Below are 22,516 nucleotides of genomic sequence, written 5' to 3'. Positions count from 1 at the left end.
AATTTTTAGGTCAGGCGACCTATTTTCTACGCATGACCACCTCACCGAACACCCCCGCCCTCTCCCCCGTCGACACGCTCACCCACGACCCCCGGGGACCCGTCCTGCTGGTCGGCGGCTACGGGACGGTCGGCGCCGAACTCGCCCGCCTGGTGGCGGCCGACCACCCCGTCCTGCTCACCGGCCGCTCCACGGAACGGGGAGCCGCGCTCGTCCGCGACCTCGGCGGCGCCCCGCACGCCGAGGTCCGCCGCTGGGACCTCGCCGACCCGGCGCCGTTCGAAGCGGCGGTGAGCGCCGTCGTGGGCGTCGTCAACGACCCGGACGACCGGGTGCTGCGGGCCGCGGCCGCCGGCGGGGTGCCGTACGCCGACATCACCCGCTGGACCGCCCGGCTCCAGCGGGCCGCCACCGTGGCCGCCCTGCTGCGCCCCGGCGCGCCGGTGCTGCTCTCCTCCGCCTGGATGGGCGGCGTCGTCAGCCTGGTCGCCGCCGCGCTGGCGGAGCGGCTCGGCGGGGCGGACCGGGTCGAGACCGCGATCCGCTGGGACCTCGCCGACCGGGCCGGCGCGGACTCCGTCGAGTTCATGGACCGGCTGGGGCTGGACTACGAGGTGGTCCGGGAGGGCCGCCGCCGCACGGTCGCCCCGCTGAGCGACGCGGGCACCGTCCGGATCGGCGGCCGCCCCACCCGGGTGGCCCGGATCGACACGCCCGAGCAGTTCACCCTGCCGCTCACCCTCGGCACCGCCACCGCCACCACCCGGATCGGCTTCAGCTCCGCCCTCAGCACCCGGGCCCTGCTGGCCGCCAAGCACACCGGCTTCTTCCGCTGGGGCCGCGGCGAGCGCTGGGAGTCCGCCCGCCGCGCCCTGCTGCACTCCCCCGGCGACGGCGGCACCGCGCTGCTGCGGATCGACGTCGCGCACGGCGGCCGCGGCCTCACCGCCGTCGTCGAGGACCGCGCCGGCCAGGCCCACCTGACCGCGGTCGGCGGTCTGCTCGCCCTCCGCCGCGCCCTCGGCACGGACGGTTCGGCCCCGGCCCCGGCCGGGGTCTCCTTCCCGGAACAGGCGCCCCGCCCCTCCGAGGTCCTGCCCGCCCTGGCGGCCCTCGGCGTCACGGTCGACATCCGCCCCGCCACGGGCTTGAATGCTGCCGCATGAGCACCGCACCCGGCACCGGATCCGGCACCCGCCGGCCGACCACCGCCCCCGAGGACCTCGCCACGAGCGACCTCGCCGCCACGAACGGTCCCGCCGCCACGAGCGACCCCGTCGACCGCTCGGCCGACGACCCCGCCGGGACTCCCCCGGGGCGGGCGCGCGGGCGCAAGGGGGCGGAGCGGCGGGAGGCCCTGCTGGACGCGGCGGAGGGGGTGCTGGTCGCCGAGGGCGGGCCGGAGCTGACCATGCGGGCCGTGGCGGCGGCGGCCGGGGTGCGGCTCGGCCACCTCCAGTACTACTTCCCCACGCACGCCGACCTGGTGGCGGCCGTGCTGGAGCGGGTGCTGCGGCGGTCGGCGGAGCGGTTGGCCCCGCTGCTCGCCCCCGGCCCCGGCCCCGACGCCGACGACGGCCCCGACACCGCGGCGGCGGTGGTGGCGGCGCTGCTGGCCGAACAGGAGGACGCCCGGCTGGTGCGGCTGTTCGCCGAGGTCTGGACGCTCGCCGCCCGGGACGCGGCCGTGGCGGGTGCCGTCCGGGGGTTCTACGACGACTACCGGGACCAGGTCGCCGGCTTCCTCGCGCGGCGGCGGCCCGCGCTGTCGGAGGCCGAGCGGCGGGCCCGGGCCGGGGTCTTCGTGATGCTGATCGAGGGTGCGTCCCTGTTCCGCTCCGGAGTCGCGGGCATGCGGGCGCCGGAGACCGACGACGCGCTGATCCGCACCGCACTGGACCTGCTCGGGCCGTAGCCCGCACCGCCGATGCCGCCCGGGACGGCTCGCGCCACGCCGCCACCGAGGGCAGACTGGCCGCAACGGACCCGGCCGCGACGGGACGCCCAGCCTCGGAGGCGGCGATGCCGCAGATGGTGGTCGACGGGCGCACACTCGCGCTCTCGCATCTGGACAAGGTGTACTACCCGCAGACCGGCACCCTCAAGGGCGAGGTGCTGCGCTACTACGCCGCCGTCCACGCCGCGCTGCTGCCCCACCTGCACGACCGCCCGGTGTCCTTCCTGCGCACTCCGGACGGCGTGGCGGCCGAGGTCTTCATCGCCAAGAACCCGCCCCCCGGGACCCCCCGCTGGGTGCGCACGGCCGAGGTCCCGAGCAACAGCGGCGAACTGCGCCAGGTGGTGCTGGAGAGCGGCGCCGCCCTGCTGTCCCTCGTGAACCTGGGCTGCCTGGAGCTGCACGTGCCGCAGTGGCACACCGCCGCGCCCGGGCTGGCGGACCGCCTGGTGCTGGACCTCGACCCGGGCGCGGGGGCGACCGTCCTCACCTGCCGCACGGTGGCCGGCCTGCTGCGCGAGCGGCTCGCCGCGGACGGTCTGGAGGCCTGGGTGAAGACCTCCGGAGGCAAGGGCCTGCACCTGCTGGTGCCGCTGGAGCCGACACCGAGCGCCCGGGTCTCCGCGTACGCCAAGCAGTTGGCCGCCGAGCTGGAGGCGGCCCGCCCGGAGCTGGTCGTGCACACCATGGCGAAGGCCCGCCGCACCGGGCGGGTGCTGGTCGACTGGTCGCAGAACTCGGCGAAGAAGACCACCGCCGCGCCGTACACCGTGCGGGCGCAGCAGCGCCCGACGGTCTCGGCGCCGCTCTCCTGGGCGGAGCTGGACGGGGCCGGGTCGGCGGAGGACCTGGTGTTCACGATCGCCGACGTTCCGCAGCGGCTGGCGGCGCGCGGCGACCTGTTCGCGCCCCTCCTCGACCCGGCGCGCGCCCGCCCCCTGCCCGCCGCCCCGGGCAGTGCGCGTGAGGCGGGCAGGGCGCGCAGGGCGGCCGTCGAGCGCCCGGCGAGCGGCACCGGCGCAGCACCCCCGTCGGCGCCCCCGTCAGCGCGCCCCGCCACCCGCGCACCGGTGGTCCTGGAGCCCCCGGTGGAGGTGATGCGCCCGGCCGCCCTACCCGCCGTCCCACCGGCGGACGGCCTCGGCGGGTCCGGGGTGGTGTACGAGCTGAAGCTGGACGGCTTCCGCTGCGTCGCCTTCGCCCGCGGGTCGGCGCACCCGCCGTTCCTGCAGTCCCGCTCGGGGCGGGACCTCTCCGCCGAGTTCCCGCCGATCGCCGCCGCCGTCGCCCGGCTGCCGGCCGGGCTGGTGCTGGACGCGGAGCTGGTCGCGTGGCGCGGCGGGCGGTTCGCCTTCGAGGAGCTGCTGCGGACCCGCCGGGCCCGGACCGCCGAGGACGTGGCGCTCGGGCTGATCGCCTTCGACGTCCTGGCCCTGCCCGGCCGGGACGTCCGGGGTCTGCCGCTGGCCGACCGGCGGCGGCTGCTGCTGGCCGCGCTGGCCGACGTCCCGCCCCCGGTCCAGGCCGTCCTGGCGACCACCGACCGGGCCGAGGCGCTGACCTGGATGGACCGGCTCGCCGACACCGGGGTGGAGGGGCTGGTCTGCAAGGCGGCCGGCTCGCCGTACCGGGCCCGCGGCGCCGGGCGGGTCTGGGTGAAGTACCGGCGCGGCGACACCGCGGACGCGACCGTGCGCGCCGTCACCGGACCGCCGACCCGACCGCGGGCGGTGGTCCTGGAACTGGACGACGGCCGGGTCCTGCTCTCCTCGCCGCCGCTCTCTCCACCCCAGTCCCGGCAGGTGGCGGAGGCGGTGGCCGGGCGGCTCGGCGCGGCCGTCCACGATCCGCAGTACGGCTCCGTCCGGCCGCTCACCACCCCGCTGCGCGCCGAGGTGACCGTGACCGGACGGCCCCCGACGGCGCTCTTCGTCCGGCTGCGCGGCGACTGAGCCCGGATCCGCATGCCGAGGGAGCCCCGCACCATGGACCGCACCGACACCAACCCCGACCCCGACACCACCCCCGACCCCGATCCCGGCCCCCACGACGACCGGCCCCACGACGGCGCGCCCGTCCACGCGGTCGGCCGGATCGGCGTCGACTTCCGCTCCGAGGCCCGCCGTGACGGCTTCCGCCGCCGGCTGGGCGAAACCCCCGGTGGGCCGCCCCCGGACCCCGGGGACGTCCGGCAGCTGCACGACCATCTCGTCCGCAACCCCTGGGCCTCGTCCGCACTGACCTGGACGCTCTCCGTCGACAGCACCCCGGTCTACGCCCTGGAGGCCGAACCCGCCGTCGCGATGGACTGGGCCGGTCCGCTCCCCGCCCCCGAGCCGGACGGGAGCGACGAGGAACGGCTCGCGCTGCTGCGCCGGATCGCCGCCGCGCCGCCGGTGCACCCCGTCCACCGGGCGCTGCGCGACACCCTGCTCGGCCAGTCGCTCCCGGCCGGGGACCCGGGCCGCGTCGGCCGGCTCACCGTGCCCGGCCGGCTCACCGACCGCACGGCGCGGCTGTTCTCCGGCCGGACGGTGCCGGTCGTCCGGGTGAGCGCCGTCGGACTGGCCCGGTGGACGGAGACCCCGCTGATCGCGAGCGCCGTGGACACCGTCGCCGAGGCCGCCCGGCAGTACCGACCCGCCGGGGACCGCGACCGCGGCCGGGTGGCCGAGCACGTCCGCGCGCTGCTCGACAAGGTGTACTTCCACTGTCGCAATCCGGGCCGGAGCGCCGCCGAACGGGCGCTGAACCACGCCCTGACCGAAACGGTCCTGACGGGCGGCCTGCTCGCCGAGGGCCTGCTCTCCGCCGACCAGGTACCCGGTACACCCGGCCCACCTGCCCCCGACGCCCCCGGCCTCTACGCGCTGGACACGGTCACCGTCGCCAGGAGCCCGTACTGCCGGAGCGGCTCCGACTGCCAGGACGTGATGGTGCGGTTCTTCGATCCGACCGACGAACGGCGCACCAGGGTCACCTACGTCTGCACCATCGACGTGAGCGACGAGCTGCCGGTCAGCCTGGCGCCGGCCCACCGCTTCCTCGGCTGAGGCTGACCCCGTCCGCCGCCGCCGTGCCCGCCTCCGTTCCCGCCTCGGTGCCCGCCGCCGTGTGCCGGGAAGGGGCCGCCTCGTGGGCGACCGGCCACGGCGGGTGCGGGCCGCCGGCCGGGCGCGCGTGCGCGAACTCCGTCACCAGTGCCTCGTTGAAGGCCGGCAGGTCGGCCGGCCTCCGGCCGGAGACCAGCACACCGGGCCCGTCCCGGCACACGTGGACCGGCTCGTCGACCCAGGAGGCGCCGGCGTTGACCAGGTCGGTGCGGATGCTCGGCCACGAGGTGAGGGTGCGGCCGCGCACCGCGTCCGCCTCGATGAGCGTCCACGCACCGTGGCAGATCACCGCGACCGGCCGGCCGGCGGCGGACAGCTCGTGGACGAAGGCCACGGCGGCCCGGTGCAGCCGCAGGGTGTCGGGGTTGGCGACGCCGCCCGGCAGGACCAGCGCGTCGTAGTCGCCCGGCTCCACGACGCCGACCACGTCGTCGACGGGAAAGGTGTCCGCCCGGTCCAGGTGCCGGAACGCCTGCACGCGGCCGGGCCGGGTGGACACCAGCCGGGCCGTGCCGCCCGCCTCGGCGACGGCCTGCCAGCAGGACGTCAGCTCCCGCTGTTCGGCGCCCTCGGGCGCCACCAGGAAGGCGACCGTGCGGCCGGTGAGGACGACGAGCTGCATCCGGCTCACCCCGTTCGACGCCCGGCCCGCACCGGCTCGGCCCCCATCGGTTCAACCCGCGCCGTGCGCGTCCAGCGGCGCCCGGTCGAGGGCGGCGGGCGGCGGCGCCGAGCTCACCCGGGCGCGCGGGCAGTCCAGGTGGACCACGAGCTCCAGGTGGTCGATCCGGGCGACCAGTCCGACCGGCACCAGGACCGGGGCGCCCGGCACCCACGGCCGGGTGTCCACCAGCAGGTGGTCCCCGGCGTCCTGGTCGACACGGCCCAGCAGGCCGTCGGTCGCCTCGACCTCGTAGCCGACGAGGGTCAGGTCGGCGGCGTGGTGGGAGCCCGGCCGGTACTCCCACAGTTCGGTGGTCATCACATCTCCGGATAGTCCCAGGGCCGGCGATCACGGCGGTCCTGACGGTCCCGGCGCTCCTCCCGGCGGCCACCGCTGCCCGGGGGCTCCCCCGGCCGGCCGCGGCGCCTCGGCTCGCGGTACCCGTCGTCCAGCAGGTCGTCCACCGTCTCCTCGCGGCCGCGCCGATGGTGGCGCAGCAGGGCCGAGAGGCCGGCCGCCAACGCGACGCTGCCGACCCAGACGACGGCCGAGGCGATCGCCACGGTCGCGGTGGGCTTGCGCACCGCCACGCTGAGGCAGACCGCCGACATCACCAGCGCCGTCATCAGCACACCGACCGGCATCCGGCGGCCGGCATCGCGCATCGCGCTCCCGAACCGGCTCGACCGTTTGGCACCCATGCTGCTCAACCGCCGGTCGAGGCCGGTGTCCCGGCGCAGTTCACCCTCGATCTCGTCCAGGAGCCGCCGCTCCCGTCCGCTCAACGCGGGTCCGTCCATCTCGGTCACCTCCGGTACTGCCGGTGACGGCGTCCTCCCGTCCGGGCGAGTGCCCGGCGGGGTGCGGGCTAACCGCCCCGGCCGGCCGAGGCCGTCGAAGCGGTCGGACGGCGGTCGCCGAACGCCCGGGGGCGGGCGAGCAGGCTGTCGTCCAGCACGCGCAGCAGGGCCGTGGCGTCGCGGTGCACCTCGACGGCGCCCGCGGCCCGCAGTGCGGGCGCGGTGGCACCGACGCCGAGCACGGCGACGCAGACCACCCCGGCCCGGCGCGCCGCCCGCACCTCGGGCACGCTCCCGGCGACGAACACCGCGTGCGCGGGCTCACCGTCCACCAGGCCGAGCGCGGTCCGGACCGGGTCGTGGCCGGGGTCGGTCACGGTGAGTGCGGGGGCGCCGGCCGGCCCGGGGGCGGTCAGCACCACGGTCCAGCCGCGGGCGGCGCACTCGCGCGGCAGTTCGGCGTCACCGCGTGGGGTCCCACGCCAATCGGCCCCGAAGAGTGCCGCCGAGACGACCGTCATGGCCCACCGTTCCCGTTCCGCACCACGTACCGGCGCGCCCTTCCAGGTTAGGCCCGCACCCCGGACCCGGCATCAGCGTCGCCGCCGCCGGCGGTCCCGTCGGCGATCACGTCGTCGGTGGCCAGCCGGGCGTGGAGGTGCTCGTCGTGGTGGCGGCCGTCGCCGAAGCGGAAGGACTCGCGCAGGGTGCCTTCGAGCGGGAAGCCGCAGCGTTCGGCGACCCGGCAGGAGGCGGGGTTGTCGACCGCGTGGGCGAGTTCGATCCGCCGGGCGCCGGCGCTCTCGAAGCCCCAGCGGGTGATCGCGCGGGTGGCCCGGGTGGCGACGCCCCGGCCGCGGGCGGCCGGCAGCAGCCAGTAGCCGACCATGGCGAGCCCGTCGGCCCGGTCGGTCCAGCGCAGGGCGATGGTGCCGAGCAGTTCGGCGCCGGCGGCGTCGGCATCAGCGGCGTCGGTGTCAGCTGCATCAGCGGCGTCCAGGATCGCGAAGTAGCCGAGACTGCCGTTCTCCCAGCCGGCGGCCCAGCGGTCGAGGCAGGCCCGGGCCTGCACCAGGTCGGCGGCGCGCAGCGGGTTCCAGAGGGCGATCTCCGGATCGGCGGCGGCCGCCGTCAGGCTCGCCACCGCGCCGCCCCGGACCGCGAGGCCCGGGCTCCAGGGGCGCAGGACGAGGTCGCCCAGGTCGAGCGTGGCCGGGACGAACCCGCGGCCGTCGGCGGCCTCCGGCCCGGTGGGCGTGGTGCCCGGGGACGCGGGCGGGCCCGCGGCGGCGGTGGGCGGTGCGAGGGATGGTGCGGTGCTCATCCGCCCTTCCTATCTCCCGCGCTCCCTCCGGGCAACGGAATTACGGGCCCGGCGGAACACCGTGGTCCTGGCGACGACGCCCTGGCGAAAATCCAGTGGGCACGCGTACGCGGGCGTGCCACGATCCGGCCATGGTCGAACTCGTCACCGCTCACACCTCCGCCCTGGACCGCGCGACCCGTCAGGCCGTCCGGGCCCTGCTGTTCGAGGAGTTCGACGACATGGCCGAGGAGGACTGGGAGCACGGCCTCGGCGGCGTGCACGCGCTGGTCCGCGAGGACGGGGTGGTCATCGGGCACGCCTCGGTGGTCCAGCGGCGGCTGCTGCACGCCGGGCGGGCGCTGCGCACGGGGTACGTGGAGAACGTCGTGGTACGCCCCGACCGGCGCGGGCGCGGCCACGGTGCGGCGCTGATGGAGGCCCTGGAGGCGGTGGTCCGGGGCGGGTACGAGCTGGGGGCGCTGTGCGCGGCGGACGACGCGGCGGCGTTCTACGCGGCGCGCGGCTGGCAGCCGTGGCGCGGGCCGCTGGCCGCGTTGACACCGCACGGCCGGGTGCCGACGCCGGAGGACGAGGGCGAGGTGTTCGTGCTGCCTGGCTCGCTGCCGGAGGCGGTGGTGCTGGACCTGGACGGGCACCTGGTGTGCGACTGGCGCGACGGCGACCTCTGGTGACCGGGCGACCCCGGGCGACCGGGCGACCCCGGGTGACCGGGTGACCGGCCCGGCCACCGGGGTTCCGCCGCCGCGCCGGAGGCGTCAGATCCGGGCGAGGTAGCCGTTGTCGACGAGCCAGAGCACGTTCAGCCGGGCCGGCCCGCCGGGGACGAGCGCGGCGTCGAGCTGGTACTGCAGGCCGTAGCCGGGCTGGCCGAACCAGGGCGCGATCGGGCCGGCGTGCACCTTGAACGGCTTCACCACCGTGTAGTCGTGGTAGTTGCAGGCCGCGGCGGGGTTGCTGTCGAGGCTCTGCGGCGGGATCGAGCGGTTGGCGTAGGGCAGGCCCTCGGGGGCGAGGAACGCGCCGTACTCGCTGCCGTAGCGGTCGATCCGCTGGTTCGGGTAGAGGGTGATCTCGAACTCGACCGGGGTGCCGTCGGGCAGGGTGACGTAGCCGTTGGCGGGCGGGTAGATCCAGCCCGGGCTGCCGTTGTTGGCGGTGGGGCTGTGGTAGGTGGCGAGGAACTTGTCCTCCGGGAGGCCCCCGGTGCGCCGGTAGCCGATCAGCTCGCGGCCGACCGGGCCGGTGGTCGGCAGATCGGCGGGGCCGAGGCGGGGATCGCCCTGGAAGTCCGCCGCGGAGCACTCTCCGGACGGGGCGGCGGCCGCCCCGGCGGCGGCGAGGGCCGGGGCGCTCGGAGCGAGCAGGGCGACGACCGCGGCGAGCGGCACGGCGAACAGGCGAAGGCGCACGTTGTCTCCGTCGTGAAGAGGTGTGGTGGTGGCGGCACGGCGAGGCGGAGGGGCCGATGCGCGATCGGTCACCCTCCGTGCCCAACTCGCCACCAGGCAAGCGGATCATCTGACCGCGCGTCAACCATCCAAGGCCACAACGGAGCCGGATCCCCCGGTTTCGGCCAACCGCGTACGCCGGGCGCCGGGGGCGCGCAAACTGGAGGGTCACGCCCCCAACCCCGGGCCCGGCACAGCACCCGCAACCAGCGGCGGACCACGGCGGAGCCGCCGGGGAACGCACCAGTTCCATTGACAGCCCGTGAGACCGGGGCCGATCCTCGCCCGTACGGCCCGGCCACCTGCCACGGCCGCTCGACGACCGGGGGTGGTGAGCGATGACGGACCAGTGCGCCGCGCGGCGGATGCCGACGTCGGTCCGGCGGGCGGTCGTGTGCGTGTGGATCCACGCCGCGCTCAGCGGCTGCTCGGGCCTGCTGCTGCTCGGGGCCCTCGGCCGGAACCAGGGCGACGAGGTCGCGCTGGTGCGCTTCGTCGCGATGACCTCCGTCCTGGTCGGCCTGCTGCTCGGCACCTGCGCCGGTCTCGCCTCGCGCCGGGCGGGCTGGACCAGGACCACGGTGGCCGTCATCGAGGCGCTGTCCGTCGCCGTCGCCGCGCTCCTGGTCGCGACCGGCTCCTACGCCGCCCTGACCGGCATCGCCCTCGGCGGATTCGTCCTGCGGGCGTTCCTCTCCGCCGACGGACGCGCCTGGTTCAGCGACTAGGCGCGCCCGCCGGCGGCGGGCACGGGGAGTCAGGCCCCCTTGTGGAAGCTCCGGTTGGGCGCCTTGCCGGCCTCGGGGACCGGCCCGCAGTTCGCCGCGGGTCCGACGCGGGTCACGCCCGGACTCCCCGGCGCGCGGCGAGGCTCAGCCCCGGCTGCTGGGGGCCAGACGGCCGAGGAGGTGGAGCAGCCGGTCCAGGGCGTCGCGGGAGTTGGGCTCGGTCAGGTTGACCATCAGCCGGAACGCCGCCCGCATCAGGGCCGGATTGCCGAGCCCGGCCGCTCCGGCGGCGCCCACCAGGCGCGGGCGGCTCAGCGCCGCGGCGGCGAGCCGGCCGAGGGCGAAGTAGCCGTCGTAGGCGGCGCGCAGCGCCTGCGGGTAGGCGCGCAGGGCCAGGTCCCGGCCGCGGTCGGTGCGCCGGGCGAGGGCCTGGACGATCGCCTCGGCGGCGTAGCGGCCGGACTCCATGGCGTAGGCGATGCCCTCGCCGGTGGCCGGGCTGACCGTGCCTCCGGCGTCGCCGACCAGCAACAGGCCGTCGGCGTAGTGGGGTCGGCGGTTGAGGCCCATCGGCAGGGCGGAGCCGCGGATCGGCTCGGTGACGGCCTCGGGGTGGTAGCCGTAGTCGGCGGGCAGGTCGTCGCACCAGCGGCGGAGCAGTTGCCGCCAGTCCACCTCGTGGCGCACCGCGCCGGTGTCGACGACGCCGAGGCCGACGTTGGCCGTGCCGTCGCCCATGCCGAACACCCAGGCGTAGCCGGGCAGTAGGCGGCGGGCCGGGTCGGCGGGGTCGCGCAGGTCGAGCCAGGCCTCCAGGTAGCGGTCCTCGTGGCGCGGGGTGGTGAAGTAGGTGCGGTAGGCGACGCCCATCGCGCGGTCGGTGCGGCGGTAGCGCTGCATCGCCAGGGAGAGCCGGGTGGAGTTGCCGTCGGCGGCGACCACCAGGGGCGCGCGGTACGTGACGGGTCGGCGTTCCTCGCCGAGCCGGGCGGTGACCCCGGTGATCCGGCCGGACCGCTCGTCCAGCACCGGGCCCGCCACATTGGCCCGTTCGACCAGGCGGGCGCCGACCGCGGCGGCCCGGCGGGCGAGCAGTTCGTCGAAGTCGGCGCGGCGGCGGACCAGGCCGAAGCCGGGGAAGGCGGACAGTTCCGGCCAGTCGAGTTCCACCCGGCGTCCGCCCGCGACGATCCGCAGACCGCGGTTGTGCAGCCAGCCGGCGGACTCGGAGACGTCGATGCCGAGGTCGATCAGCTGGCGGACGGCGCGGGGGGTCAGGCCGTCGCCGCAGACCTTCTCGCGGGGGAAGGCGGACTTCTCCAGCAGGAGCACGTCCAGGCCGGTGCGGGCCAGGTGGTAGGCGGCGGTCGAGCCGGCCGGACCCGCGCCGACCACGATGACGTCGGCCGTCTCCACGCCGTTCCCGGACGCGTCGGCGGGCACCTCGGCGGGGTCCGGCTGGTCGGGACGGGTGGACGGCTGCTGTGCTGGGCCGGGCATGCGGCGCTCCCACGGGTGTCGGTCCTGCGGCGGACTCAGCGGATTCGGCGGACACAGACGATATGGACCGCGAACGCCCCGTCGAACCCGACACGCGGACATCCGGTGCCACACCCGGCGCCACCCGGCCGTTTCCGGCCCACCGGCCCCTCACATCCGCGTGACCGAATCGTTGCGATGGACTTGTCGGACAATCAGCCCTGCTCCCTCGCAATTCGGCCAAACCATCCTTGCAGGGCGAGACCCGCTGAGGGATTTTGATGCGTCTCATCCGCCGACCGCGGTCGGCCGAGGGCTCCCACCTCCCCCCGCGCGGCCCCACCCGGGCCGCCGATCCCCGTTGGACACAGCCATGCGCATTCGCTCCACCGCGGCGAGATCCCTCGTCGCCGTCCCCGCCGTCGCCGCCCTGCTGCTCTCGGCCCCCACCGCCGAGGCCACCGCCGCGGGCCAGGCCGCGAAGGGCAACAACGGCACGGTCAAGATCCACGACTCGTCGACGGGCGAGGAGCCCAAGAACAACGAGCCCAAGGTCTGCACCTTCTACCTGGACTCGTTCGGCTTCGACGCGGGCCAGGACGTCGTCTGGATGATCGCCCGGATGCACACCGGCGACAAGGAGACCGCCGCCGTGTACGGCGACATCCCGGTGGACGGCAAGGGCCACGTCCGGACCGTGGACATCACCCTGCCGGACGGCCAGTACAAGCTGTACTGGGAGGCGATCGAGCTGGAGCACGGCAAGCTGCCCGCCGCGCCGGCGAAGCCCAACCACCCGAAGCAGAAGGTGTTCAAGGTCGACTGCGGCGGCCGTACCCCCACGCCGACCGCCACCTCGAACCCGCCCGTCAAGCCCACCACCACGCCCACCAGCACTCCGAGCGCCACCCCGAGCGCGACGCCGACGCAGACGCCGACCAAGCCGGTTCCGGCCACGCCGACCACGGCGCCGCCCGCCACGCCCAGCGCCACGCCGACCGTCACCCCGTCGACGACGCCGAGCACGGTGCCCACCGTCACCCCGAGCGAGACGCCCTCGGCCACCCCGAGCGCGACCCCCGGCGCGACGCCGGCCACCACCCCGAGCGCCGCCCCGACCGCGACGCCGACCCCGACCACGCCGCCGGCGAGCCCGTCGGCCACCCCGAGCGCCGGGCCGAGCACCGAGCCCGGCACGGCCCCGTCGGCCACGCCGAGCACCGAGCCCGGCACCACGCCGAGCGCGACCCCGTCCACGGCGCCGTCGGCCACCCCGGGCACCACCGGTTCGCCGAGCCCGTCGGCCAGCGCCTCCCCGAGCGGCCAGGCCCCGGCGCCGGCCCCGAGCGGTCCGGCCGCCAAGCCGACCGCGACCGTCCCGGTGCACACCGCGCCGACCGGGACCGTCGTCAACCCGGACAACCCGCTGATCATGCCGACCGAGGTCAGCGTGCCCACCCCGATCCCCGGTGCCGCCCTGGTCGGCAAGGACCTCGCGTCCACCGGTGGCGGCGGCACCGGCACCCTGCTGGTGGCGGGCGCGGGCACCGTCCTGCTGCTCGGCGGCGCCGGCGCCGTCGTCCGCACCCGCCGCACCCGCCGCTCCTCCTGATCCGGCGCCCGGGCGCGCGAACGGGCCGGCGACCTCACCAGGTCGCCGGCCCGTTCGGCCGTCCCGCCCGCTCCCCCGTCTCCGGGGGCGGGCGGCGGCTCAGGGGGTGATCGCCAGTTCCACGTAGGCGGCCAGGATCGCCAGGTGCACCGCGCCCTGGAGCGGCGTCGCCCGGCGCGGGATGACCGTCAGCGTGCCGACCACGATGGTCAGCGTGAGCAGCACCAGGTGCGAGGAGTCCAGGCCGAGCACCAGCGGCCCGGAGAGCCAGTAGGAGGCGACGGCCACGGCCGGGATGGTCAGGCCGATGCTCGCCAGCGCCGAGCCGAGCGCCAGGTTGAGGCTGGTCTGCACCCGGTTGCGCTTGGCCGCGCGCAGGGCGGCGATGGTCTCCGGCAGCAGGACGAGCAGGGCGATCACGACGCCGACCACCGAGTTCGGCAGCCCCGCCGACTGGACCGCCGACTCGATGGTCGGCGACACGCCCTTGGCCAGGCCGACCACCGAGACCAGGGCCACACCGAGCAGCGCCAGGCTGATGACGGCGGCGCGGCGGGTCGGCGGCTCGGCGTGGTCGTCCTCCTCGACCACCTTGCCGTCCGGGGTGACCGGCAGGAAGTACTCCCGGTGGCGGACGGCCAGGGTGGCCACGAACAGGCCGTAGAGCACGAGCGAGGCGGCGGCCGCGAAGGCCAGCTGGGCGGGCGAGAACTGCGGTCCGGGCGAGCTGGTGGTGAAGGTCGGCAGGACCAGGCTCAGCGTGGCGAGGGTGCCGATGCAGGCCAGCGCGGCCCCCGTCCCCTCCGCGTTGAAGACCGCCACCCGGTACTTGCTGGCCGCCACCACGATGGACAGGCCGAGGATGCCGTTGCAGGTGATCATCACCGCGGCGAACACGGTGTCCCGGGCGAGTGTCGCCGACTTGTCGCCGCCGTCGATCATCAGGGTGACGATCAGCGCGACCTCGATCACCGTCACCGCGACCGCGAGCACCAGGGAGCCGAAGGGCTCGCCCACCTTGTGGGCGATCACCTCCGCGTGGTGCACGGCGGCGAGCACGGCGCCCGCCAGGAACAGCGACACCACGCCCACCACCCACCCGGGGAGTTCGCGGTGCCAGGTCAGGGCGAGGACGGCGAAGGCCAGCAGGGGCACGACGACGGTCCACTGCGTGACGACTGGACGGAGCTTGGTGAACATGCCGCCGAGCATCCCATCCGGAAGCACGGGTTCCGCGGCGACGCCACCGGAGGGGCCGCAGATGTGGCCGACCTCATGACCCGGCCACCGTACTCCCGCCGTACTCGGCGAGGTAGCCGAGGACCTCGGTGACGTGCGGTTTCACCCGATCGGGTACCCCGCCGGCGTCGGCGACGGTCTTGTCGCTCGTCCGGTAGCCGGCCGTCACCAGGGCGGGCAGCTCGGCGGGGGCGTAGCCGCGCTGCTTGAAGCGCTGGGCGAGCCAGCAGACGTACCCGCCCATCGCGGCGATCGCGTCGTCGGGGTCCAGATAGCTCTTGACGCCGTCGTGGTCGGCGTCCTGCGCCCAGGCGTTGAAGACGCTGGGCGTCCACATCGCCACGCCGAACTCCCCGGTGGCGGGGCGGGAGGCGGCCGGGTCGAAGCCGGACTCGGCCTTGAGCATCGCGGCCAGCAGCACCGGGGTGACCTCGGGCTCGGGACAGCGGCGGGCCGCGTCGTCGATCGGGCCGCGCAGCGCGACGGGGACGTCGGCGCCGGGCCGGATCGCGCCGGGCCGCACCGCGCCGTCCACCGTCGGCGGCGCTCCGGCCGAGGCGGTCGGCGCGGTCGGCGCGGCCGGCTCCGGCGCGCCGGTGAGGGTGAGCAGGGCCGCCGTCCCGGCGAGCAGCGCCGCCACGCCGGCCCGCCGGCGGCCCCGCCACGGCCGTCCGGCGCCGGGGACGGGACCGGTCGGCGGCACGGCGGCGCCCGTCCGGAGCGCCTCCGCCAGCAGCGCCGCGAGGTCCACGTCCGCGCGCCGCCGACGATCGGCCGCCAGGCAGGCGGTGACCAGCGGCCGCCACCGCTCGGGCAGCGCGGCGTCCAGGCGCAGCGGGGCACTGCCGCGCGCGTACGCCAGGGCGGCGAGCGAGCGGGCGCGGGCGGTGGCGCCGAGGAACGGGTGCAGGCCGCCGGTCAGCAACTGGTGGGCGAGGACGCCGAAGGCCCACAGGTCGGCGCTCGGGCGCAGCGCCACGCCGTGCGCGCCGGTCCGCTGGGACCACCACTCGGGCGGCACGTGGTCGGGCGAGCCGAGCGGCGGGGCGTAGGCGTGGGTGCCGTCGAGTTCGGCGGTCAGGCCGAAGTCGGCGAGCTTGGCGGTGCCGTCGGGCATCAGCAGGACGTTGGCGGGCTTGAGGTCGCCGTGCACCCAGCCGGCGGTGTGCATGTGGCGCAGCCCGGCGGCGACCTCGGCGAGGATCCGGCCGGCGTCCGGGACGGGGTGCGGCGGCCGGGCGGCGGCCAGGAGGTCCTGGAGGCTGCGCGCGGCGCGCTCCATCACCAGGGCGAGCGCGCCGTCCAGTCCGGGGTGGGCCGGGTCGTCGAGGGTGGCGACGGCGAGGGTGCGGATCAGGTGGGGGTGGTCGGCGCGGCGGCTGAACCGCAGCTCGCGGCGGGCGAGCTGGAGCATGGTGTCCCGCTGGCCGGGGCTGAGCCGGCCGGGGTGGAGGATCTTGACGGCGGCCTCGTGCGGGCCGGCGCCGGACGGTCCGCCACCGGGCGTCCAGCCGCCGGCCCCCGGCGGGTCGCGGCGGGCGGCGTAGACGCTGCCCCAGGCGCCCGCCCCGATCCGCTCGCCCACCCGGTACCCCGCGACGGGGTAGCCGGGCGGTACCCCGAACCCCGGCTCGCCGTCCGGCGGTCCGGCCTTGTGCGGCCGTGCCGCGCGTGCTGCCACCGCCGGATCACCCGCCGCGCCGGGGCGGGAGCAGCGCCAGGTGATCCTCCCGCACGAGGTCGAACCGCAGGGCCAGGGCCACGAGTTCCTCCCGCTTGCCGCCCGGGTCGGCCCGCTCCACCGGGTCGCGCAGCCGGAGCTTGCTGCCGACCAGGTAGTCGATGTGGTAGTTGACCGCCGAGCGGCTGAGGTCCCGGCAGGACGGCAGGCCGCGCAGCCGTTCCACCACCTCGGTGGCGCCGGGCACGACCGCCGCCGAGGGCGAGCGCAGCCGCGGCTCGCAGAGCGCGAGCAGGACGAGGAAGTACTTGGCGGTCGGGTCCAGGGCGAACGGGCTGACCGTGTGCTCGCCGTCCGCCGCGGCGGAGTCCCCGGCCAGATAGGCGTGTTGGGGTGCGAAGACCTTGAACGCCACCGGCTCGCCGTGGGCGGGCAGCAGCACCCGGGAGATCTCGAACGGGACGGGCGCGCCGAGCCGCCCCGGCGCGACCTTGACGTGCTCGCCGGCGCCTTCGAGGTTCTCGACGACGTAGGTGGCGGTGGCGCTGAAGTTGGAGAGCCGCCAGTAGTCCTCGGCGGCGGTGATCTCGCCCGCGCGGCGCGACACGCCCGGGTCGGGGATCGGCACGGCGGGCGGGCGGCCGGGCTCGCCGCGCCCGAACGCGGCCGTGTCGCCCGGCCCGAGGTGCAGCAGGGCCGGACGGGTGGGCGGGGCGCCGCGGGGCGGCCGCGACAGGCGGGCGAAGCGGCGGTCGGCCGGGGCCGGTGGGCGGGGGTCGGGCAACTGCACGATGACCGTGGTCATCCAGGTCACCTCCCTGGGTCGGCCTGATCGTAGCCGTCCGAACCACCCGGTGGCCGCAGGCCACTCGGACGAGTGAACGGCACGCCGATGGCGTCGAGTTGCGGCCTGACGCGTCGTCACTCCGGCCGCGAACACCCGCACCGGCGCGTCGGCGGGCCGACACCTCACCGTAATCGCGATGTCACCGGCGTGATTACCTTATGTAGTTGAAAGGTCACCATCAGTGTGATGCGACACACATGGGGAACCTTAAATTTCTGTGCAAGACTCGCCTCGAAAGGCAAATTGCCTTTTATTCCAAGGAGGTTGACATCATGCGCGCTCGGATCGCAGCTCTGATGGTGGCGGCGGCAGGGATAACGGCGGCCATGGCCCTTCCGGCCGCGGCCGTGACGACCGGTACCACCGCGTGCGCGACGGTCCTGAACCAGCCCTGCGTCTGGCACGAGACCGACGGCGCGGGCGTCGTCGGCGTCGCCCAGGTCAACGCCGACCCGGGTCAGTTGACGATCGTCAAGGTCGAGGTGCGCACCCAGCACGCCTGGGGCAGTCCGTGGGTGACCGCCGCCTCGGCGACCACCTACGCCCAGGGCTTCGCCAAGGCGGTCACGCCCCGCGTGGTCACCGAGGACCTCAAGATGGTCTGCGCCACCGCGGGCCCCGCCCTGAATGCGGCCGCCCAGGTGACCAGCTGTACCGGCCCGTTCTGATCCCCCGTCCGAGGACGGGGACCTGACGGGCCGGGGCCTCGCGCGCCCCGGCCCGGGCCGGCCACCGGGTCCGCAACCGGTGGCCGGCGCCGCCCCCTCGCGTCGCACCCGCCCCCGCTCCCACCAGCCATCACTCAGGATGCTCACAGCTGTCGCTCAGGTCACCGGCCCGTCGGCAAATGCGCCAACCTCCCGTCGAAACCCTTTTGCAGCCCTCAACCCGGTTCGGAGCATGGGTTTTTGCTCTATCTTGGGGATTCGTGGAGCGGGGCGGGCCGCCCACCCAGCAGGCGTGCGCCGAGCGGCCGGGTCTGCCGGTGCAGCGTGCTCCACCCCCGCCAGCGCACCATCGCACGGGGAGGAAGGGGGGAGCGCGTCCATGCCCGAGGGAACCGCGCATTCGACCGGGGCCGCCGACGGCCCGCGCACCGCAACGACCGCCGGAACCACCACGGCCACGGCCGCCGCGACGACCACGGCCGCGAGCTCCGCGGTCGAGGCGAGCACCGCCGCGGCCGCCGGCACGACCACCACGACGACCACGGCCGACGCGCCGGGCGCCCGCCCGCCGCGCGCGCGGCTCGCCGGACGACGGGCCACCGTCGACGCCCTGCTGCGCAACTCGCCGCTCCAGCCGCTGTTCCGGCTCGCGGCCCGCCGGCGGCTGGCCGTCCTCGCCTACCACGGGGTGGACGATCCCCGGGTGTTCGCCCTCCAGATGGAGCGCCTGGTCCGCCACGCCCGCCCGGTCTCACCCGCCGACGTCGAGCAGGCGGTGCACGACGGCCGGCCGCTGCCGCCGCGCAGCGTGCTGGTGACCTTCGACGACGGCGACCGCACGGTGCTCACCGAGGGCCTGCCCGTACTGACCCGGCTCGGCATTCCGGCCGCCGCCTTCGTGGTCACCGACCTCATCGGCGGCGACCAGCCGTTCTGGTGGAGCGAGGCGGCCTTCCTCGCCGCGCACGGCGGCACCGCCCGCGCCCTGGCCGACTGCCCGCCGGGCGGGGTGGTCCGCCGGATGAAGACCCTGGCCGACCGGGACCGCCGCACCGCCCTGGCCGAACTGCGGGAGAGCGCCGGGATCCGCGCACCGCGCCAGGAGCAGCTCACCCCGGACGACCTGCGGGCGCTCGTCCGCGGCGGCGTCGCGGTCGGCAACCACACCGCCGGCCACCCGTGCCTCGACCGGTGCGAGGACGACACCGTCCGGTCCGAGGTCGCCGGCGCGCACGAGGCGCTCACCGGCTGGCTCGGGCAGGCGCCCACCGCCTTCGCCTACCCCAACGGCAACCTCGACCCGCGCGCCGAGGCCGAGTTGCGGCGCCTCGGCTACCGGGCCGGCTTCCTCTTCGACCACCGGCACGACCGGCTGCTGCCGCCGCACCCGCTGCGGATCAGCCGGCTGCGGGTCAACTCCACCACCGGCCGGGACCGGTTCGACACCATTCTCTCCGGGCTCCACCCGGCCGTGCACCGCCTGCGCGGCGGAGCCTGACGGGGCGGCCGACCGGGGCGGTTCCGGCGCGGCCGGGCCGGAACCGCCCGCGCGGAGCCGCCGAGCCCTGCGCGGAGGATCGAGGACGTCCGTCCTCCACCGCGGCAGAGTCGGTGGCGGGCAGGAGGGTGTACGGAGATCGGGGGTGCGCTCCGACCGGACGGACGGGACGCGCCTCGTGCGCGGACCGGAGGCGCCCGGGCGGCGAACCGGCGGCGGCCGAGAAGGCGCGCGAGGAGGCGGCCGAAAAGGGGCCCGGTTGCCCCGAACCGCGCCACCGGCGGGTCCGAATCCGGGAGAATACGGACCGGCCCGCGACCGGCCGCCGACCGGCGGCGCTCCGGGGCGGGAGAGGCCTTGGGGGGCAGCAGACGTGGCAACGGCGCATCCGAGGTCCGCGGGTTCGAGGCCGGCCGTTCCGGCACCGGCCGGTGCGGGCGCGCTACCGGTCCGGTACCGGACGGCCGCCCTGCCGGCGGAGGTGGTCGACGGCTGGCGCGAGCTGGCGGCGGGCGAACCGGGCGGCTCCTGGTTCACCACGCCCGACTGGGCGCTCGCCTGGTGGGAGACGCTGGGGGCGGACCCGGCCTCGTCCGGGAACGAGGGCGAGATCGTGGTGTGGCGGGACGGGGACGGGCGGGTCGACGCCGTCGTCCCGCTGCTGCGCACCGTCCAGCGCCTCCACCCGCGCGCGCCGCTGCCCGTCCCCTGCCTGACCGTGCTGGGCTCCGGACCGGGCGCCGCCGACCACTGCGGCTTCGTCGTCGCCGCGCACCGCCGCGCCGAGGTCGCCGACTGGCTGGCCCGGCGCGGGCGGCGGACCACCCTGCTGCTCGCCGACCTCGATCCGGACCAGGCCGGCCTGCTGCCGACCGGCGCCGTGGAGATCGGCCGCACCCCCTGCCCGCGCGCCGATCTGACGGCCGGGCCGGACGCGCTGGGCTCTCGGCAGTTCCGGGCCAACCTGCGCCGCTACGGCCGCAAGCTGGCCGCCGAGGGCATCACCTTCCGCTGGGTGCCGCCCGCCCTGGCGCTGTCCGAACTCCCGGAGCGCTTCGAGCTGCTGCACACCGCCGTCCGGCTGCACCGGGTGCGCCGGGCCGCGCTCGGCCGGCCCACCACCTTCGACGAGGCCCGCGCGCCGCTGCACCTGCGGGTGATCGAGCGGGCCGCCGACACCGGCCGCGGCGAGGGCCCCGCGTTCCTGGTCGCGGAGCGGGCGGGCGAGGTGGTCGGCGTGCTCTACGGCTTCCAGTGGCGCGACACCTTCGCCTACTACCAGATCGGCTGGGACGTGGCCTGGGCGCCGCTGCGGCTCGGCACGGCGGTGATCGCCGAGGCGATCCGGGCCGCCGCCGGCCAGGGGCTCACCACCTTCGACTTCCTGCGCGGCACCGAGCCGTACAAGTACCGCTTCGACGCGGTCGACCGCGAGGACGTCTCCTGGCTGGTGCCGCGCGGGGTGCCGGGGGCGCTGCTCGGCCTCAAGTACCGGGCCAAGGCGGCCCGCCGGGCCCCGGCGGACGCGCCGCACGCGCCGGACGCCCCGGCCGGGGACTGACGCGCGGGACGGGCCCGACCCCGGGACTCCTCGCCCCGGGGTCGGGCCCTGCGGCTCCGGCGGGTTCCGGCTCAGCTGCAGGTGATCGCCAGCAGCGCGACCCGGCAGGTCCGGCTCGCCGCGTCGTTGGCGGCCACCGGGTCGGCCGGGGTCCCGGCCGTCCGGGCGGTGGTGACGGTGAAGGTCCGGCCGAGGTTGAGGAGCTGGCTCACCTGCACGGTGAGGTGGCGGGTGACGCTCGCACCGACGGCCAGCGGCGTGGTGAGCGCGCAGGTCAGCTGCCCGCCGGCGACCGTGCAGTCCGTGCTGGTCGCGACGAGCCCGGTCGGCAGCGCGGCCCCGACGGTGACGGCGGCGGCCGCGTCGGGGCCCTGGTTGGTGACGGTGAGCGTGTAGTCGACCCGTCCGCCGAACAGGCTGGACACCGGGGAGGCGGCGAGCGCGACGGCGAGGTCGGCGGTCGGCGCCTGGTAGCCGAACCGGTCGGCGGCCGAGACGGCGCTGGTGCCGCCGGGCGTGGTGACCCGCACGTCGACCGTCCCGGCGGCGGCCGCGGCCGGCGCGGTCGCGGTGCACGAGGTCGCGGTGCAGGAGAAGGACGCGGCGTTCCCGGCGGCGCCGAAGCTCACGGCGGTCGCGCCGGCCAGGTCGGTGCCGGTGACGGTGACGACCGTGCCGCCGGCCTGCGGGCCGCTCGCCGGGCTGATCCCGGTGACGGCCGGCACCGGCAGCGGGAAGTCGAGGACGCTGACCGCGCCGCCATCGAAGTCGGCCAGGTAGCCGCGCCGACTGTCGGGCGTCACCGCCAGGGTGAACGGGCTCGCCCCGACCGGGACGGTGGCGGTGACGGCGCCGCTCGCGGCGTCGAGCACGCTGAGCGTGTTGTCGGCGTAGTTGCTCGCGTAGACGGACTGGCCGTCGGGGGCGACGGCGACGGCGTACGGGTTGGCGCCGACCTCGACGGTGTCGGCGACCTTGCCGGTCGCGACCTCCAGCGCGCTGACCGTGGAGTCGCCGCCGTTGCCGGTCCAGAGCTCGGAGCCGTCGGGGGTCAGGGCGAGCCCGAACACGCCGTGGCCGACGGGTATCGAGGAACTCACGGCGGCGGTGGCGGTGTCGATCACGTCGACCCGCTGGGCGCCGGAGGCGGCGACGTAGACATGGGCGCCGTCGGGCGCGACCGCCACCCCGTGCGGCTCGGCGCCGACCGGGACGGTGGCGGCGACCGTGTTGGTCGCGGTGTCGAGCACGCTGACCGTGCCGGCCGCCGCGTTGGTCACGTACGCGCGGGCGCCGTCGGGGGCGACCGCCACGCCGAAGGCGCCCGCGCCGACCGGGACGGTGGCGGCGACGGCGTTGGTCGCGGTGTCCACCACGCTGACCGTGCCGGTCAGGTGGTGGGTGAGGTAGGCGCGGGCGCCGTTGGGCGCGACGGCGACCGCGTAGGAGCCGGTACCGGCGGTGAAGGTCCCGGTGACCGTGCCGGTGGCGGTGGACAGCACCGTCACCGTGCCCTCGCTCTGGCTGGTCACATAGGCCCGCCCGCCGTCCGGCGCGAGCGCGACGCCCGCCGGGTAGGGCGCGACGGCGACGGTCGCCGTGACCGCCGGCGGCGGTGCCGCGCTCGCGCCCGCGGTGCCGGCGGCGGCCGTGCCGGGCTGGGCGAGCAGGGCGGCCGTGGCGGCGCCGACGGCGGCCACGGCCGTCCAGGAGCGGCGCGGGGAGGGGCGTGTGGTCACGGGGTCTCCAGACTCGTCGGTTCGTCGGTCGGTTCGTCGGTCGGTTCACCGGGCGGTGCGCGGTCGCTTGCGGGCGACCCGGGGGGACCGCCGGGTCGCCCGAAGCGTAGAAGCCTGATTGACGAAGCGTCAGGAGATGAGCGGGATTGTTGCCA

21 protein-coding genes are annotated in these 22,516 nt (G+C 76.5%); 10 read left to right on the top strand and 11 right to left on the bottom strand.

Annotation, left to right across the window (positions count from 1 at the left end; all coding sequences use genetic code 11):
• Positions 1-32: 32 nt before the first annotated feature.
• The 4 genes from ACFC0B_RS10990 to ACFC0B_RS10975 all read left to right on the top strand — a co-directional run bounded on the left by ACFC0B_RS10990 (position 33) and on the right by ACFC0B_RS10975 (position 5,010).
• Positions 33-1,166, top strand: coding sequence for a saccharopine dehydrogenase (locus tag ACFC0B_RS10990; RefSeq protein WP_376084751.1), 1,134 nt, complete (start codon positions 33-35; stop codon positions 1,164-1,166).
• Entirely contained in the window at positions 1,163-1,915 is a 753-nt protein-coding gene (locus tag ACFC0B_RS10985; protein ID WP_376084749.1) for a TetR/AcrR family transcriptional regulator, read from the top strand. Before ACFC0B_RS10990 ends, ACFC0B_RS10985 begins: the two co-directional genes overlap by 4 nt.
• Positions 1,916-2,022: 107 nt before the next feature.
• Positions 2,023-3,909, top strand: a complete 1,887-nt coding sequence (gene ligD, locus ACFC0B_RS10980; protein ID WP_376084747.1) for a non-homologous end-joining DNA ligase — start codon at positions 2,023-2,025, stop codon at positions 3,907-3,909.
• Between the two features lie 33 nt (positions 3,910-3,942).
• A complete protein-coding gene (locus ACFC0B_RS10975) occupies positions 3,943-5,010 on the top strand; it encodes a hypothetical protein (protein ID WP_376084745.1) in 1,068 nt (355 codons plus the stop codon).
• On the opposite strand, the gene ACFC0B_RS10970 is transcribed toward ACFC0B_RS10975, so the two are convergent.
• The 5 genes from ACFC0B_RS10970 to ACFC0B_RS10950 all read right to left on the bottom strand — a co-directional run bounded on the left by ACFC0B_RS10970 (position 4,976) and on the right by ACFC0B_RS10950 (position 7,858).
• Positions 4,976-5,692, bottom strand: coding sequence for a type 1 glutamine amidotransferase domain-containing protein (locus ACFC0B_RS10970; protein WP_376084743.1), 717 nt, complete (start codon positions 5,690-5,692; stop codon positions 4,976-4,978). The two genes, ACFC0B_RS10975 and ACFC0B_RS10970, sit on opposite strands and share 35 nt — an antisense overlap.
• A 51-nt stretch (positions 5,693-5,743) precedes the next feature.
• Positions 5,744-6,052, bottom strand: a complete 309-nt coding sequence (locus ACFC0B_RS10965; protein ID WP_376084741.1) for a PRC-barrel domain containing protein — start codon at positions 6,050-6,052, stop codon at positions 5,744-5,746.
• Positions 6,052-6,534 carry a hypothetical protein gene (locus ACFC0B_RS10960; RefSeq protein WP_376084739.1) on the bottom strand — a complete coding sequence of 161 codons (483 nt, stop codon included), beginning with the start codon at positions 6,532-6,534 and terminating at the stop codon, positions 6,052-6,054. The genes ACFC0B_RS10965 and ACFC0B_RS10960 overlap by 1 nt, the downstream gene beginning before the upstream one ends.
• 68 nt (positions 6,535-6,602) lie before the next feature.
• Positions 6,603-7,055, bottom strand: coding sequence for a hypothetical protein (locus ACFC0B_RS10955; RefSeq protein ID WP_376084737.1), 453 nt, complete (start codon positions 7,053-7,055; stop codon positions 6,603-6,605).
• A 47-nt stretch (positions 7,056-7,102) separates the two neighbouring features.
• Positions 7,103-7,858 carry a GNAT family N-acetyltransferase gene (locus ACFC0B_RS10950; protein ID WP_376084735.1) on the bottom strand — a complete coding sequence of 252 codons (756 nt, stop codon included), beginning with the start codon at positions 7,856-7,858 and terminating at the stop codon, positions 7,103-7,105.
• A gap of 131 nt (positions 7,859-7,989) precedes the next feature.
• On the opposite strand from ACFC0B_RS10950, the gene ACFC0B_RS10945 reads away from it, so the two are divergent.
• A complete protein-coding gene (locus ACFC0B_RS10945) occupies positions 7,990-8,532 on the top strand; it encodes a GNAT family N-acetyltransferase (protein WP_376084733.1) in 543 nt (180 codons plus the stop codon).
• An 84-nt stretch (positions 8,533-8,616) separates the two neighbouring features.
• On the opposite strand, the gene ACFC0B_RS10940 is transcribed toward ACFC0B_RS10945, so the two are convergent.
• Complete coding sequence (locus ACFC0B_RS10940) at positions 8,617-9,270, bottom strand: TNT domain-containing protein (RefSeq protein WP_376084731.1); 654 nt, start codon at positions 9,268-9,270, stop codon at positions 8,617-8,619.
• A gap of 377 nt (positions 9,271-9,647) precedes the next feature.
• Between ACFC0B_RS10940 and ACFC0B_RS10935 the strand changes: the two genes are divergently transcribed.
• Positions 9,648-10,037 (top strand): hypothetical protein, encoded by a 390-nt coding sequence (locus ACFC0B_RS10935; RefSeq protein ID WP_376084729.1) that lies wholly within the window; start codon positions 9,648-9,650, stop codon positions 10,035-10,037.
• Between the two features lie 144 nt (positions 10,038-10,181).
• Here the strand turns inward: ACFC0B_RS10935 and ACFC0B_RS10930 are convergent, their stop codons facing one another.
• Complete coding sequence (locus ACFC0B_RS10930) at positions 10,182-11,537, bottom strand: geranylgeranyl reductase family protein (RefSeq protein WP_376084727.1); 1,356 nt, start codon at positions 11,535-11,537, stop codon at positions 10,182-10,184.
• A gap of 352 nt (positions 11,538-11,889) precedes the next feature.
• On the opposite strand from ACFC0B_RS10930, the gene ACFC0B_RS10925 reads away from it, so the two are divergent.
• On the top strand, positions 11,890-13,128 hold the full coding sequence (locus tag ACFC0B_RS10925; RefSeq protein ID WP_376084725.1) for a hypothetical protein: 1,239 nt from the start codon (positions 11,890-11,892) through the stop codon (positions 13,126-13,128).
• A 99-nt stretch (positions 13,129-13,227) separates the two neighbouring features.
• Here ACFC0B_RS10925 and ACFC0B_RS10920 read toward each other — a convergent pair whose 3' ends face one another.
• From ACFC0B_RS10920 to ACFC0B_RS10910, 3 genes are all read right to left on the bottom strand, one after another.
• On the bottom strand, positions 13,228-14,328 hold the full coding sequence (locus ACFC0B_RS10920; protein WP_376084723.1) for a calcium:proton antiporter: 1,101 nt from the start codon (positions 14,326-14,328) through the stop codon (positions 13,228-13,230).
• A gap of 73 nt (positions 14,329-14,401) precedes the next feature.
• A complete protein-coding gene (locus ACFC0B_RS10915) occupies positions 14,402-16,048 on the bottom strand; it encodes a serine/threonine-protein kinase (RefSeq protein ID WP_376084721.1) in 1,647 nt (548 codons plus the stop codon).
• A gap of 7 nt (positions 16,049-16,055) precedes the next feature.
• Entirely contained in the window at positions 16,056-16,853 is a 798-nt protein-coding gene (locus ACFC0B_RS10910) for a serine/threonine protein kinase (protein ID WP_376084719.1), read from the bottom strand.
• 314 nt (positions 16,854-17,167) lie between these two features.
• Between ACFC0B_RS10910 and ACFC0B_RS10905 the strand changes: the two genes are divergently transcribed.
• The 3 genes from ACFC0B_RS10905 to ACFC0B_RS10895 all read left to right on the top strand — a co-directional run bounded on the left by ACFC0B_RS10905 (position 17,168) and on the right by ACFC0B_RS10895 (position 20,622).
• On the top strand, positions 17,168-17,563 hold the full coding sequence (locus tag ACFC0B_RS10905; RefSeq protein ID WP_376084718.1) for a hypothetical protein: 396 nt from the start codon (positions 17,168-17,170) through the stop codon (positions 17,561-17,563).
• Between the two features lie 379 nt (positions 17,564-17,942).
• Positions 17,943-19,061: a polysaccharide deacetylase family protein gene (locus ACFC0B_RS10900; RefSeq protein WP_376084716.1), complete on the top strand. Its 1,119-nt coding sequence runs from the start codon at positions 17,943-17,945 to the stop codon at positions 19,059-19,061.
• Positions 19,062-19,434: 373 nt separating this feature from the next.
• Positions 19,435-20,622 (top strand): GNAT family N-acetyltransferase, encoded by a 1,188-nt coding sequence (locus tag ACFC0B_RS10895; protein ID WP_376084714.1) that lies wholly within the window; start codon positions 19,435-19,437, stop codon positions 20,620-20,622.
• A 71-nt stretch (positions 20,623-20,693) separates the two neighbouring features.
• Here ACFC0B_RS10895 and ACFC0B_RS10890 read toward each other — a convergent pair whose 3' ends face one another.
• Positions 20,694-22,361: a beta-propeller fold lactonase family protein gene (locus ACFC0B_RS10890; RefSeq protein ID WP_376084712.1), complete on the bottom strand. Its 1,668-nt coding sequence runs from the start codon at positions 22,359-22,361 to the stop codon at positions 20,694-20,696.
• Positions 22,362-22,516 lie beyond the last annotated feature (155 nt).

Origin of the sequence: Kitasatospora sp. NPDC056184 (genome assembly GCF_042268405.1) — a bacterium.
Taxonomy (GTDB): domain Bacteria; phylum Actinomycetota; class Actinomycetes; order Streptomycetales; family Streptomycetaceae; genus Kitasatospora.
The sequence above is the reverse complement of the archived record's forward strand: the minus strand, read 5'-3'. Positions and strand labels throughout refer to the sequence as shown.

What these genes read in the sequence shown, in the direction of transcription:
- ACFC0B_RS10990 (WP_376084751.1), top strand. Translation starts at nt 33, where the DNA reads ATGACCACCTCACCGAACACCCCCGCCCTCTCCCCCGTCGACACGCTC.
- ACFC0B_RS10985 (WP_376084749.1), top strand. Translation starts at nt 1,163, where the DNA reads ATGAGCACCGCACCCGGCACCGGATCCGGCACCCGCCGGCCGACCACC.
- ligD (WP_376084747.1), top strand. Translation starts at nt 2,023, where the DNA reads ATGCCGCAGATGGTGGTCGACGGGCGCACACTCGCGCTCTCGCATCTG.
- ACFC0B_RS10975 (WP_376084745.1), top strand. Translation starts at nt 3,943, where the DNA reads ATGGACCGCACCGACACCAACCCCGACCCCGACACCACCCCCGACCCC.
- ACFC0B_RS10970 (WP_376084743.1), bottom strand. Translation starts at nt 5,692, where the DNA reads ATGCAGCTCGTCGTCCTCACCGGCCGCACGGTCGCCTTCCTGGTGGCG.
- ACFC0B_RS10965 (WP_376084741.1), bottom strand. Translation starts at nt 6,052, where the DNA reads ATGACCACCGAACTGTGGGAGTACCGGCCGGGCTCCCACCACGCCGCC.
- ACFC0B_RS10960 (WP_376084739.1), bottom strand. Translation starts at nt 6,534, where the DNA reads ATGGACGGACCCGCGTTGAGCGGACGGGAGCGGCGGCTCCTGGACGAG.
- ACFC0B_RS10955 (WP_376084737.1), bottom strand. Translation starts at nt 7,055, where the DNA reads ATGACGGTCGTCTCGGCGGCACTCTTCGGGGCCGATTGGCGTGGGACC.
- ACFC0B_RS10950 (WP_376084735.1), bottom strand. Translation starts at nt 7,858, where the DNA reads ATGAGCACCGCACCATCCCTCGCACCGCCCACCGCCGCCGCGGGCCCG.
- ACFC0B_RS10945 (WP_376084733.1), top strand. Translation starts at nt 7,990, where the DNA reads ATGGTCGAACTCGTCACCGCTCACACCTCCGCCCTGGACCGCGCGACC.
- ACFC0B_RS10935 (WP_376084729.1), top strand. Translation starts at nt 9,648, where the DNA reads ATGACGGACCAGTGCGCCGCGCGGCGGATGCCGACGTCGGTCCGGCGG.
- ACFC0B_RS10930 (WP_376084727.1), bottom strand. Translation starts at nt 11,537, where the DNA reads ATGCCCGGCCCAGCACAGCAGCCGTCCACCCGTCCCGACCAGCCGGAC.
- ACFC0B_RS10925 (WP_376084725.1), top strand. Translation starts at nt 11,890, where the DNA reads ATGCGCATTCGCTCCACCGCGGCGAGATCCCTCGTCGCCGTCCCCGCC.
- ACFC0B_RS10920 (WP_376084723.1), bottom strand. Translation starts at nt 14,328, where the DNA reads ATGTTCACCAAGCTCCGTCCAGTCGTCACGCAGTGGACCGTCGTCGTG.
- ACFC0B_RS10910 (WP_376084719.1), bottom strand. Translation starts at nt 16,853, where the DNA reads ATGACCACGGTCATCGTGCAGTTGCCCGACCCCCGCCCACCGGCCCCG.
- ACFC0B_RS10905 (WP_376084718.1), top strand. Translation starts at nt 17,168, where the DNA reads ATGCGCGCTCGGATCGCAGCTCTGATGGTGGCGGCGGCAGGGATAACG.
- ACFC0B_RS10900 (WP_376084716.1), top strand. Translation starts at nt 17,943, where the DNA reads ATGCCCGAGGGAACCGCGCATTCGACCGGGGCCGCCGACGGCCCGCGC.